The organism is Stutzerimonas chloritidismutans, assembly GCF_051486945.1.
Classification (GTDB): Bacteria; Pseudomonadota; Gammaproteobacteria; order Pseudomonadales; family Pseudomonadaceae; genus Stutzerimonas; species Stutzerimonas chloritidismutans_B.
Genome location: NZ_JAHVDX010000003.1, coordinates 19,950 through 31,570, shown reverse-complemented (window position 1 = coordinate 31,570; position 11,621 = coordinate 19,950). Strand labels below are relative to the sequence as shown.

The 11,621-nt window shown below is 62.6% G+C and carries 11 protein-coding genes; 3 read left to right on the top strand and 8 right to left on the bottom strand.

Going from position 1 to position 11,621, the window contains the following annotated elements; all coding sequences use genetic code 11:
* Positions 1-131: 131 nt before the first annotated feature.
* The 7 genes from glpE to KXR72_RS12140 all read right to left on the bottom strand — a co-directional run bounded on the left by glpE (position 132) and on the right by KXR72_RS12140 (position 7,757).
* Positions 132-461 carry a thiosulfate sulfurtransferase GlpE gene (gene glpE / locus KXR72_RS12170; protein ID WP_437421371.1) on the bottom strand — a complete coding sequence of 110 codons (330 nt, stop codon included), beginning with the start codon at positions 459-461 and terminating at the stop codon, positions 132-134.
* Entirely contained in the window at positions 458-1,279 is an 822-nt protein-coding gene (locus tag KXR72_RS12165; protein WP_437421370.1) for a symmetrical bis(5'-nucleosyl)-tetraphosphatase, read from the bottom strand. The genes glpE and KXR72_RS12165 overlap by 4 nt, the downstream gene beginning before the upstream one ends.
* Positions 1,276-1,656 (bottom strand): Co2+/Mg2+ efflux protein ApaG, encoded by a 381-nt coding sequence (apaG, locus tag KXR72_RS12160; RefSeq protein ID WP_437421369.1) that lies wholly within the window; start codon positions 1,654-1,656, stop codon positions 1,276-1,278. Before apaG ends, KXR72_RS12165 begins: the two co-directional genes overlap by 4 nt.
* Before the next feature lie 25 nt (positions 1,657-1,681).
* Positions 1,682-2,476: a 16S rRNA (adenine(1518)-N(6)/adenine(1519)-N(6))-dimethyltransferase RsmA gene (rsmA, locus tag KXR72_RS12155; RefSeq protein ID WP_437421368.1), complete on the bottom strand. Its 795-nt coding sequence runs from the start codon at positions 2,474-2,476 to the stop codon at positions 1,682-1,684.
* Positions 2,477-2,644: 168 nt separating this feature from the next.
* Positions 2,645-3,622, bottom strand: coding sequence for a 4-hydroxythreonine-4-phosphate dehydrogenase PdxA (pdxA, locus tag KXR72_RS12150; RefSeq protein WP_437421367.1), 978 nt, complete (start codon positions 3,620-3,622; stop codon positions 2,645-2,647).
* Between the two features lie 84 nt (positions 3,623-3,706).
* Entirely contained in the window at positions 3,707-5,014 is a 1,308-nt protein-coding gene (locus KXR72_RS12145; protein WP_437421366.1) for a peptidylprolyl isomerase, read from the bottom strand.
* Positions 4,995-7,757 carry an LPS-assembly protein LptD gene (locus tag KXR72_RS12140; RefSeq protein ID WP_437421365.1) on the bottom strand — a complete coding sequence of 921 codons (2,763 nt, stop codon included), beginning with the start codon at positions 7,755-7,757 and terminating at the stop codon, positions 4,995-4,997. Before KXR72_RS12140 ends, KXR72_RS12145 begins: the two co-directional genes overlap by 20 nt.
* A 132-nt stretch (positions 7,758-7,889) precedes the next feature.
* Between KXR72_RS12140 and KXR72_RS12135 the strand changes: the two genes are divergently transcribed.
* Genes KXR72_RS12135 through KXR72_RS12125 form a run of 3 tightly spaced genes read left to right on the top strand, consistent with a single transcriptional unit; the run spans position 7,890 to position 10,348 of the window.
* Entirely contained in the window at positions 7,890-8,912 is a 1,023-nt protein-coding gene (locus KXR72_RS12135; protein WP_437421364.1) for an aminoglycoside phosphotransferase family protein, read from the top strand.
* Positions 8,909-9,577, top strand: a complete 669-nt coding sequence (gene murU, locus KXR72_RS12130) for an N-acetylmuramate alpha-1-phosphate uridylyltransferase MurU (protein WP_437421363.1) — start codon at positions 8,909-8,911, stop codon at positions 9,575-9,577. Before KXR72_RS12135 ends, murU begins: the two co-directional genes overlap by 4 nt.
* Positions 9,578-10,348, top strand: a complete 771-nt coding sequence (locus KXR72_RS12125) for a DnaJ domain-containing protein (protein ID WP_437421362.1) — start codon at positions 9,578-9,580, stop codon at positions 10,346-10,348.
* 20 nt (positions 10,349-10,368) lie between these two features.
* Here the strand turns inward: KXR72_RS12125 and KXR72_RS12120 are convergent, their stop codons facing one another.
* The gene (locus KXR72_RS12120) at positions 10,369-11,415 is read right to left on the bottom strand and encodes a DUF3530 family protein (protein WP_437421361.1); all 1,047 of its coding nucleotides are present in this window, start codon (positions 11,413-11,415) and stop codon (positions 10,369-10,371) included.
* Positions 11,416-11,621 lie beyond the last annotated feature (206 nt).

Here is an 11,621-nt window from a genome sequence, read left to right as displayed (position 1 = left end):
GTTTGGATGGCCTGAACTGAAGGATAGTTCGGATTCAGCAAATTCAAGGGAAAGCAGGCGTGATAACCGCTGCGTTTCGTCGGGAGGAGAGTGAACGCCACGTATTGCGCGGCGTTGCGAGAGAAAAATATTTAGGTGGGGTCGCTGGATTCGATCTGATCCGGATAGGTCTGGCGCCAGAGCTCGAAACCGCCATCAAGGCTATAGACATCGGAGAAGCCTTGGTTGGCTAGGTAGGCTGCGGCGCTCTGGCTGGAGTGGCCGTGATAGCAGGTCACAATCAGCGGCTGGTCCAGGTCGGCGCTGGCGATGAAGTCCGGTAGCGAATGATTGTCGAGGTGGGCCGAACCCGCGATGTGCCCGATGGCGTAGCTGTGCGAATCGCGAATATCGACGAACACACCGCCATGTTCGCGCAGCGTCTGTGCCTGTTCAGGGGAGATGCGTTTGAAATCGGTCATGGCTTGGGCTCGCAATCGCAGTGGTGAAGTTCGCCGCTGTCCAGGTTCATCAGCGTCATGTTGTTGCCCCAGACGCAGCCAGTGTCCAGTGCATAGACGTTAGGTTCATCGCAGCGGCCTTCGAGTGCGGCCCAGTGGCCGAAGACGATTCGGCAGCCGCGCATCTTGCGGTTTGAATGGCTGAACCATGGCGCGTAGCCTTCCGGCGCGCTCTCGAGACCCTCTTTGGCTTCGAGGTCGAGAGTACCGTCGGCCTTGCAGAAGCGCATGCGGGTGAAATAGTTGGTGATCACGCGCAGGCGAGGGATACCGGTCAATTCCTTGTCCCACTTCGCGGGCTGGTTGCCATACATGCCATCGAGAAAGGGCAGCAGCATCGCGTCATCGCGCAATACATGCTCGACTTCAGCTGCGCGGCGCAAGGCTTTGGCCAACGTCCATTGCGGTGGAATGCCGGCGTGGACCATGGTGGTCTCACGGCTAGCGTCATGGTGGACGAGTTTCTGCTGGCGTAGCCAGTCGATCAGGTCATCCCGGTCGTCGGCGTCGAGGATGGCCTGCAGGGTGTCGTTCTTTTTCATCCGCTCCACGTTGTGGGCGACGGCGAGCAAATGCAGGTCATGATTGCCCAGCACCGTCACGCCCGCACTGCCCAGGTCGCGCACATAGCGCAACGCTTCCAACGACTGCGGGCCACGGTTGACCAGGTCGCCAGCCAGCCACAGGCAGTCGCGCGATGGGCTGAAATCCACCTGTTCGAGCAGGCATATGAGTGGCTCGAGGCAACCTTGGAGGTCGCCTACTGCATAGGTAGTCAATGCAAGGCTCCGGGTACGGCCAGCCGGAACGGCGCGATCTCTGCATCGAATCGGTGGCCATCCTCGGCCAGCATTTGGTAGCTGCCCTGCATGGTGCCGACGCGAGAGGCCATCAGCGTGCCGCTGGTGTAGACATGGCGTTGGCCGGGCGCGATGACCGGCTGCTCGCCAACGACGCCAGCGCCGCGGACTTCCTGCACCTGCCCGTCTCCATCAGTGATGATCCAATGACGTGAGAGCAGCTGCGCGGTGAGCTGGCCTTTGTTCTCTATGGTTATGGTGTAGGCAAAGGCATAGCGGTTTTGTTCCGGCTGGGACTGCGCGGCCACGTATTCCGGGATGGCGCTGACTTCGATCTGGTAACGGTCGTTGGACATGGAGGCTCCTGATCGCAGGGTTTGTTCAGACACGCGCGCAAAGCTGGTCTGATAAGCGTACGAACGCGGCAAGGTCCAGCTGTTCCGGTCGTAGACTGCCGTCCACGTTCGCTGCAGCGATGGCGTCAGCATCCAACAGGCCTTTCAGCGTATTGCGCAGTGTCTTGCGGCGCTGATTGAAGGCCTGGCGGACAACGATTTCCAGCTGACGAGGGTCCTGAGCGGGATGTGGCAGCTCCTCGTGTGGTACCAGCCGGACGATCGCCGAATCGACTTTCGGCGCGGGGTTGAATGCGCCTGGCCCGACATTGAACAGGTGCTCGACCCGACAGTGATACTGCACCATTATCGACAGACGCCCCCAATCCCCACCGCCCGGCTCGGCCGCCAATCGCTCGACCACTTCCTTTTGCAGCATGAAGTGCATGTCGCGGATCAGGCTGGCGTGGTCCAGCAGATGGAAAATCAAGGGCGTGGAAATGTTATAGGGCAGGTTGCCAACGATCCGCAGGCTGCGCGGGTCGTGAGTCAGCTGGCCGAAGTCGAACTTCAGGGCGTCCCCTTGGTTGAGCGAGAAGTTGGCGCGGTCAGCGAACTTCTGCTGGAGGATTGGGATCAGGTCCAGGTCAAGCTCAACGACGTCCAGGTGGGCGCCGCTGTCCAATATCCCTTCGGTCAATGCGCCCTGGCCGGGCCCGATCTCCACGATGCGCTCGCCCGGGCGGGCATGAATGGCGCGCTGAATTCGGTGGATGACGCCGGCGTCGTGAAGAAAATTCTGACCGAATCGCTTGCGCGCTCGGTGTTGGTAGTCGGACATCAGAGGCTCCAGGGGGCAGCTCGAAGCCTGAAGCTTGAAGCTGAAAGCGAAAAGGCACGCATTTTAACAGCCCATGGCGGCAGCGACGACTAAATGCCCGTCGGTAGCGGCGTGCTGCTTGCCAGCCTGTCGATACGGTGAAGGCTCAATCGAATCGTCTGCTGGACACTACCGCGCCATTTGATAGGCCGTTTCCAGAGCGACCGTGAGACTACCGGTGTCGATCCGCCCGGTTCCGGCTAGATCAAGTGCGGTGCCGTGGTCGACCGATGTCCGCACGATGGGTAGCCCCAAGGTAACGTTCACGGCCGCGCCAAAGCCCTTGTACTTGAGGACCGGTAAGCCCTGGTCGTGATACATGGCCAACACGGCATCGCACGCCTCGAGGTGTTTGGGGGTAAAGAGGGTGTCGGCTGGTAGGGGGCCGATGAGGTCGATGCCTTCGGCGCGCAAGGCCTCTAATGTCGGCTCGATCACTTCGATTTCCTCGCGCCCTAAGTGGCCTCCTTCACCAGCGTGCGGGTTGAGCCCGCAGACCAGGATGCGTGGGTGACTGACGCCGAACTTTTCGACCAAGTCCTTGTGCAGAATGCGCGTGACTCGCTGCAGTCGATCCGTGGTGATCGCGGTGACGACGTCCTTAAGCGGCAGGTGGGTGGTGACTAGCGCAACCCGCAGACCGCGGGTCGCCAGCATCATCACGACCTGCTCCGTCCCGGTCAGCTCGGCAAGAAACTCAGTGTGTCCGGAGAACGCCATGCCTCCGTCGTTGATGACACCCTTGTGCACCGGGGCGGTAATCATCCCGGCGAAGGTACCGTCCAGGCAGCCGCGGCCGGCACGCGACAGTGTCTCCAGGACATAGGCGGCATTGGCCGTATCCAGCTGGCCGGGTACCGCCACCCTGGGTAAGGGCGTATCCCAGACATAGAGCGCGCCAGCCGCCGCGGGGCGGTTCGGCCAACGCCCCGGACCGACTGTGATCAGGTCGATATCCAGGCCGAGTGCTTCGGCACGTGCTTGCAGAAGATCTTCGCTGGCGACCGCGACAAGCGAATGTGGGTGAGCCTCGCGGGCTATTAGCAGGCACAGGTCGGGCCCAATGCCAGCAGGTTCTCCGGGAGTCAGCGCAAAGCGTTTCACCATGGTCGTCGCCTCAATGAAAAACGGGCCGGCCAATTTGGCAGGCCCGTTCGGGTGGCTGGTGTCGAGCTGCTCTGGCTCGATCGATCAGATTTTGATTTCCACGTAGGCTTCGTCTCGGATCTGGCGCAGCCAGGCCTGCAACTCTTCCTCGTATTTGCGGTTACGCAGGAGATTCAGCGCCTGCTGCTCGCGGAACTCCTCGCTGGCATCGGTTGCACGACGGCCCAGCACTTCGAGAATGTGCCAGCCATAAGGGGTTTTGAAGGGTTCGGACAATTGGCCGCTGGGGATGTTGGCCATCACTTCACGGAATTCAGGAACCAGCGAACTGGGGTCGATCCAATTGAGGTCGCCGCCGTTGAGTGCCGAGCCCGGATCTTCCGAAAAGCTTTTCGCCAGATCAGCAAAGCTCTCGCCAGCCAGGATGCGCTCGCGCAGGCGCTCGATCAGGCGGCGGCTCTCTTCCTCGCTGCGGATCTGGCTGGGCTTGATCAGTATGTGGCGGACATGAACTTCGTCCCGCACCTGGGTTTCGCCGCCGCGCTTGTCGAGTACCTTGAGCAGGATGAAACCTGGTGGCGTGCGCACGGGCTGGGTGACTTCACCGACCGACATTTCCCGAACTTGGCTATCGAAAGGCGGTGGCAGCTGCGCCGCTTTGCGCCAGCCCATGTCGCCGCCTTCCAACGCGTTCTCGCTCGCTGATCGGGTTACGGCAAGCTGAGCGAAGTCAGCGCCATTCTGCAGTTGCTGATAGGTGTCCTTCGCGGTCCGCTCCGCGGCCTGGATGGCAGCTGAATCGGCCGAGTCGGCAACCGGGATCAGGATGTTGGCCAGGCGGTACTCTTCGGATAGCTGCAGCTTGCCCAGGTCCGATGCGAGGAAATTCTGGACCTCCTGATTCGAAACCTGCACCCGCTCGGCGATGCGGCGCTGGCGAACCCGGCTGATCACCATCTCACGGCGGATCTGCTCGCGCGCGGTTTCCAGGCTGAGGCCGTCACGCTCGAGCGCGGCGCGGAACTGTTCGAGGGTCATGTTGTTGCGCTGGGCAATGGTGCCCATGGCCTGGTTGAGCTCTTCGTCCGAGATACGAATGCCGGAGCGCTCGCCGATCTGCAGTTGCAGGTTCTCAGTGATTAGGCGTTCGAGTACCTGCTGTTCCATCTCCGCGGTTGGCGGCATCTGCGCGCCGCGCTTTTCGATGGTCTGGAGGACCTCTTCCATGCGCTGATCCAACTGGCTCTGCATGATCACGTCGTTATCGACGATGGCAACGATGCGGTCCAGCGGACGTACCTCTGCCGAGACACTGGTCGCGATCGAGGCGTTACCCAGGAGCAAAGCGCCCAGCAGCAAGGGGCGCACAAAATCAGAAAGCTTGGTCTTCACGTTCACGATAGCCTTGTATGCCTTCCTCGAGGAACGTCTCGGTCGAGCTGCCGAACACGCCGCCGAGTCCCTTGAGGACGATTTGCAGGAAGATGCCATTGTCTGGCTCGTCGTTCTGCGATGGGTTAAGACTGGTCTCGTCGTAGTCGATCCAGTAGCGATTGATCAGGCGCAGCTTCCAGCAACAGCTGTCGTACTCGAAGCCGCCATAGGCCTCGAGCGTGCGGTTGCGGCTGTAATCGTGCTGCCAGCGACCGATCACGCTCCACTGCGGCACGATTGGCCAGATCGCGGAGATGTCGTGCTGGTTGATCTTGTAATAATCCTCGATGAAGTTTTCAGCACCTTCCCGGCCGAAATCAGGCTCGTAGGTCCATTCGCCGGTCGCCTGGTCGAAACGCACGGTGTCGTTGCGGTAGCGGTAGCCAACGTTGAGGATCTTGTTCGGGTTGTCTGCCGGCTGGTAGTGGAACATGGCACTGCCCGAGCGGGTGCGGCCTTCGTTCGGGTCCCAGTTGAAGGTCGAGGTGAAGCGCCAGTCCCGGTTGAAGCGGAACATGTATTCCAGCGCATAGGGCGACACATCGGAGGTCGAGCCGGGGCGATCTTCCAGGTTCGGCAACTGGACCTTGCGATCACGGAAATAGTAGATCTGGCCGATGCTGAAGCGCTGGCGCTCCATGCCGTTCGGCTGGATCCAGCGATTGGTTACGCCCAGCGATACCTGATTGGCGTCGCCGATGCGGTCCTTGCCGGAGAAGCGGTTTTCCCGCCACAGCGAGGCATAGCTGAAGGTGCTTTCGCCGGTATCGAAGACCGGGATATCGCTCTGGTCCTCGTAGGGTACATAGAGATAGAACAGCCGCGGCTCGAGCGTCTGGCGGTAATCCTGGCCGAACCAGTTGGCGTCGCGATCGAAATACAGGCCGGCATCGACGCTGGCGATCGGGATACTGCGATCAGGTGAGTCGTCGAAATCGGTAACTTCGCTACGACCCTTATTGTCGAGCGTCAGGTCGTACTTGGTGTAGGCGTATTTGAGTGACGGCTTGATGAAACCCCAGCTCCAGTCGAGCGGCAGGCTCACGCCCGGCTCCAGATGCAAACGCTCACCTTCCGCCCTATTAATGCCTTTGATGTTTTCGTCATACCATTCTTCGGCAATACCATCGTCGTTGATGTAGTTGCCGCTGCGCAGGCTGCGCTGAAAGCTGACGAATTCGGTGTTGTAGGCAAAGCGCACGCCACCTGGCTGGGAGGGCAGGGCGCCGTCGAGCGTCAATTGCGGCAGCCGCTCGTAAGGTGTGACGTCGGCGATCGTGGCACGCTCGTAGGCATGCACATTCAGGCGGGCCGTGTAGCTTGGGGCGCGATAGGTCAGGGTACCGCGCTGGTCCAGGTGATCCGGCTGGTCGATGTTGAGGTTGGTATCCAGATCCTGGAAATAGTAGGGGTCGCTGATGTCCGTGTAGTCGGCTTCGGCCAGCCAGCGCGAATCCAGACCGGTACGATGCTGCCAGCTATACATCCAGCGCTGGTCTTCGTATTCGGACTGCAGCTTGCGGTCGTCGTTGCTGTCGTCCAGGTAGGCCGCGCCGAACTGGCCTTCGCTGCTGCGCGTCAGGTAGCGGAATTCGCCTTCCATCAACAGGCCGCGATCGGTCATGTAGTTCGGATACAGCGTGGCGTCGAAGTTCGGTGCCAGGTTGAAATAGTAGGGCGTGACGATCGACAGGCCGGTATCGCTGGAGGAGCTGATGCTCGGAGCGAGGAAGCCGGACTGTCGGCGATCGTCGATCGGGAAATAGATGTACGGTGTATAGAACACCGGAACGCCCTTGACCCGTAGCGTCACGTTGGTAGCCGAACCGAAACCGGTGGCCGGGTTCAACGTTACGTTGTTGCCTTGCAAATACCAGTCGTTATCGCCGGGCTCGCAGCGGGTATAGGTCCCGTCCTTGAGGCGGATGATGGCGTTTTCTTCGCGTTTGGCGTACTGCGCGTTGCCCCGGATTTTGCCTTGGTGCACCACGTATTCCGCGTTCTCGACCTTGGCTTCGCCGGTGTCGAGCAGCAGTTCGGCACGGTCGCCGACCATGAGCGCGCCCCGGTCGCGCAGGCGCACGTTGCCTCGGAGTTCGCCGCGATTTTCCAGCTGGTACAGGCTGGCCTCGTCCGCCTCGGCCTGGATGCTGCCCTGGCGCAGAACGACGTCGCCGGCCAGAGTTGCGACCTCCTGCTGCTGTTCATAACGCGTCGCCTTGGCCGAGACATACGTCGGTGCCTCGCTCATCGGCGTGTTGTCGAACTGTCCCGGCCGGCGCGGTTCGACATAAGTACCAGCGCAGTAGGGGCCGGTCTCGGCCAGCTGCGCATTAGTGAGTTGGTCACGCGGGACCCAGTCCAGGTGACTGTAGTCAGCGCTGCGCGAAGCGAGCGCGCGACCACGGGCTTCCGATACCAGCGTCGTGTTAGCGGTTGCAGGGCGGGAAGCAGGCTTTCGCGTTTTGGTCGCAGGTTCGTCCGAGCGGCTGGCGGCGGCGCTGCCAGGATGCACGGGACGGGGTGGTAACGACTCGGCGGGCGTCTCGGTAGCGCAGTCCCAGCTACCATTGGCGCCTGGCTGACAAGCGAATTGCTCTGCCGCGAAGACCAGGGGTGTCGCTACGGGTTGCAGTGCTAGCAGCCCACCCGTAACCAAAAGAGGGAATTTTTTACGAAAAGCGGGATATTTGACTGCCATCTTGTTTTTCGGGTCCGTGCTTGCGGCGAGCCATCGGCCGGGCTAGGCCGCACGCCTCTCGATGGTCTGAAAAAGATGCTGGATAATAAAGCATGACCTGCTGAACGGCTAGCGCCGTGGAGACCCGTGCATATGTCGCAACATGATCAACGCCTGGCGGACCTGAGTGCCTGGCTCGAGCCTCGACTGACTGAGCTGTATACCCGGCGTGAATGGGGCGAGGTGCCAGATGCATCGCTGGTCGCGGCGAGCAGCGATGCCAGTTTCCGGCGCTATTTCCGTTGGCAGGCGGCGGACCGCAGCCTCATCGTGATGGATGCGCCGCCCCCACAGGAAAACTGCCGGCCTTTCGTTGCGGTTGCCGAAACGCTTGCGGCGGCCGGCATCCACGTGCCGCAAATCCTGGCAGCCGATCTAGACCGGGGGTTTTTGCTGCTATCCGATCTCGGCCGCCAAACCTACCTGGACGTGATCGACGAGCACAACGCCGAGGGCTTGTTCGCCGATGCCATCGAGGCACTGCTGACGATGCAAGTCAACGCCGCTCCGGCCGGGTTGCCAACCTATGACGAAGCCCTGCTACGCCGCGAGCTGCAGCTCTTTCCTGAGTGGTACGTTCAACGCCATATCGGCCACCGTTTCACCGCTGCGGAGCAAGCTCTGTGGGACAGTACCTCGCGGTTGCTGATCGACGCTGCGCTGGCACAGCCGAAGGTGTTGGTGCATCGGGACTACATGCCCCGCAACCTGATGATCAGCCAGCCAAACCCGGGTGTATTGGATTTCCAGGACGCCGTCTCTGGCCCGGTGACCTACGACATCACCTCGCTGTTCAAGGACGCCTTCATCAGCTGGCCGAGCGCGCGGGTTCAGGCTTGGCTGCAGGCGTATTGGGAACAAGCGCGGGTGCGCGGTGTTCCGGTGCAGGACAGTTTCGACGCCTTCCACCGCGCCAGCGACCTCATGGGCGCGCAACGTCATCTAAAGGTCATCGGCATCTTCGCGCGCATCTGCCATCGTGACGGCAAGCCACGCTACCTGAGCGACGTCCCGCGCTTTTTCGCCTACCTCGACGAGGTGATGTCGCGTCGGCCGGAAATGGCTGACCTGGCCACGCTCCTGCAGGGCTTGCCACGCGAGCGGAGCACGACATGAAGGCAATGATCCTGGCCGCCGGCAAAGGCGAGCGGCTGCGCCCGTTGACCTTGCACACGCCCAAGCCGCTCGTTCGAGCGGGTGGCGTTCCGCTGATCGAGTACCACCTCCGGGCGCTCGTCAAGGCGGGATTCGATGAGCTGGTCATCAACCACGCCTGGCTCGGTGAGCAGATCGAGGCCCACCTGGGCGACGGCGCGGCGCTGGGGGTTCATATCCGCTATTCGCCGGAGGGCGAGCCACTGGAAACCGGCGGAGGGATTCACCGCGCCTTGCCATTGTTGGGTGATGAGCCGTTCCTGGTGGTCAACGGTGACATCTGGACGGACTATGACTTTCACCGCCTGAAGGCGCCCATGACGGGGCTGGCCCATCTGGTGCTGGTCGACAACCCGGCCCACCACCCCGCGGGGGATTTCTCACTGAGCAACGGGCGGGTGCAGGACGCCGTCGGTGAGGCGGCGCTGACCTACAGCGGCATCGCCGTGTTGAGCCCCCGCCTATTCGAGGGTTGCCAGCCTGGCGCCTTCAAGTTGGCCCCCCTGCTGCGTCAGGCCATAGCCGAAGGTCAGGTCAGTGGCGAGCATTTCAACGGTTGCTGGATCGACGTCGGGACGCATGAGCGTCTTGCCGACGTCGAGCGGATCATCGAGGGCCGGCGCTAGATGTTCTGGCCTGTCACCTACCTCGGGGCGCTGGCTGGCTGGTGGCTGGCGAGCATCCCGGGCGCCTTGCTCGGCGGCCTCATCGGGCATGTAGTCGACCGCCGCCTCGGGCTCGATTCCTGGGCGCGATTGCGGCAGCGCCTGGGCGGTGGACCGCCGGTGATGCAGGGTAATGAGTTGCTGTTCTTCCTGCTTGGGCGGTTGGCGAAGAGCAGCGGCCGGATCAGCGAGGCGCACATCCAGGCGGCGCGCGGCGAGATGCGGCGCCTGCAGTTGACGGCTTCGCAGCAACGCGGGGCCATTGATGCCTTTTATCGTGGCAAGGCGGGTGGCGATGGGTTGCGCGAGCCGTTGCAGCAGCTGCGTGGCCGGCAGGACGACGCACGCGGCGTGCTGCAGGCCTGCTGGCGAATGGCGCGCGCCCGGGGAGCAGTGGATACGCGCGAGCATGAGCTGATCATGCTATGGGGCAAATGGATGGGCTGGGATGCTGCTGCCGTAGCAGCGTTGGATCAGGGCGGCGGGCGCCGACAGGGCGCTCCCAGCGCCGTCGGTGGCGCCTACGAACAGGCGCTGCGGCTGCTTGGCGTGCGAGCCGACAGCGACCCGCAGGTCATCAAGCAGGCCTACCGTCGCCTGCTGAGCAAGCATCATCCCGACAAGCAGGCCGGTGCAGGCGCCAGTGCGAGCCAGGTGCGCGAAGCGACCGAGCGGACCCGCGAATTGCGCAGCGCCTACAGCCTCATCCGCGAACGCCGCGGCTTTCGCTGAGCCGTCGTTTGGCGCGAGCCTCATCCCTGCCGGTCGAGCCACCCGCGCACACGTCGCACTAGCCGCTCCTGCTCCGCCTGGTAGTCCCCGTCGATGGGTTGCAACCCGACCTGTTGGTAGGCCGGGTGCCGGCTGCGGCGGCTTTCGTTTAGGCGCGCTTTAGCAGGCTTGGCAGCGTTGCCCGTGCGGAAATAGAAGTCGCCAATCGCAACCTTTAGTGTGCCGAGCCGCTGCGCCAACGACGCCTCGACGCCTTCGGGCTCCTTGGGCTGAACCATGACCAGATGAGTCACGTCTTTGGGGGTTGCCTGCTCAAGGTAACGCGCGGCCCAGTAAGCCCCCGTGCCTTGGCCAAGCAAGACAATCATCTTGGGTTGGCCACTGCGGGCGTTCGCCAGCGCCACGTCAATACGGGCGTCGATGCGCTCTGCACGGCCGAGCGGCGCCGGCGCGCTCGCGGTTTCCTCTGATGGCTCGCCTTCGTCCTGCCCGGCTCCCTCATCGGCGGGCTCCGCAGCTGGGGGAGCCGTCTGCTCGGGTAGATAACCCGCCTCGCTCGGTGATTCGGCCGGTGCTTCGTCTCCGTCGCCGGACGCCTGTTCGGCTTCGGGCGAGTCGACCTCAGCTGGCGGTGCTTCCCGAGGGGCGACGGTCGTAGGCGTAATGCGTTCGGACTCCGGCAGGCTAAGGCTCAGCGTGTGCCAGCCGTGATCGGGGAGCTGGCGCCGCAACGGTCCGACGCCGCGTGGCCAGTCGGGGCTTTCGCCGTCGTCTGGCAGCAATATCAGCACGCCCTTGGGATGGCCGACATTGGCTGGGCGCCACAGTGCGGAGAAGGTCTCGGTGCTGGTCTTCAACTCGATCACTTCCCCGGCCGGCAACTGGCGCAGCAGGTCGCTGGCCATCATCTCGCTTCGCGATGGCAGGCTCGCCCGTTCGGCGGGTGCGGCAGGTGCCGCTTCCGGCGCAGGCGTCTGCTCGTCGCTCGGCTCGTCGGCGGCCATGGCCGTCAGCGTGGCGGCCGCCAGGAGAACGAGTACTGGGATGAAGATGCGCGGGCGGGGCATGTGAACTCCTGCGTGACGCGCCCACGCGTGCCGAACGCTGGCGCAATGTAGGGCGGATGCACTACAAAGTTTTTCGGCAAGTCCGCCGAATCCGAGAGGTTGATGGTGCCATCTCTGCTGCGTTGTTGGAGCAGTGGTTCGGGTTTGCTGGCCTTTCTTTGGTTGAAGCGGCGTGGGTTGATACGTAGCGGTGGACGCTAGCCCGC

What these genes read in the sequence shown, in the direction of transcription:
- murU (WP_437421363.1), top strand. Translation starts at nt 8,909, where the DNA reads ATGAAGGCAATGATCCTGGCCGCCGGCAAAGGCGAGCGGCTGCGCCCG.
- rsmA (WP_437421368.1), bottom strand. Translation starts at nt 2,476, where the DNA reads ATGTCCGACTACCAACACCGAGCGCGCAAGCGATTCGGTCAGAATTTT.
- KXR72_RS12140 (WP_437421365.1), bottom strand. Translation starts at nt 7,757, where the DNA reads ATGGCAGTCAAATATCCCGCTTTTCGTAAAAAATTCCCTCTTTTGGTT.
- KXR72_RS12125 (WP_437421362.1), top strand. Translation starts at nt 9,578, where the DNA reads ATGTTCTGGCCTGTCACCTACCTCGGGGCGCTGGCTGGCTGGTGGCTG.
- glpE (WP_437421371.1), bottom strand. Translation starts at nt 461, where the DNA reads ATGACCGATTTCAAACGCATCTCCCCTGAACAGGCACAGACGCTGCGC.
- pdxA (WP_437421367.1), bottom strand. Translation starts at nt 3,622, where the DNA reads ATGGTGAAACGCTTTGCGCTGACTCCCGGAGAACCTGCTGGCATTGGG.
- KXR72_RS12120 (WP_437421361.1), bottom strand. Translation starts at nt 11,415, where the DNA reads ATGCCCCGCCCGCGCATCTTCATCCCAGTACTCGTTCTCCTGGCGGCC.
- KXR72_RS12135 (WP_437421364.1), top strand. Translation starts at nt 7,890, where the DNA reads ATGTCGCAACATGATCAACGCCTGGCGGACCTGAGTGCCTGGCTCGAG.
- apaG (WP_437421369.1), bottom strand. Translation starts at nt 1,656, where the DNA reads ATGTCCAACGACCGTTACCAGATCGAAGTCAGCGCCATCCCGGAATAC.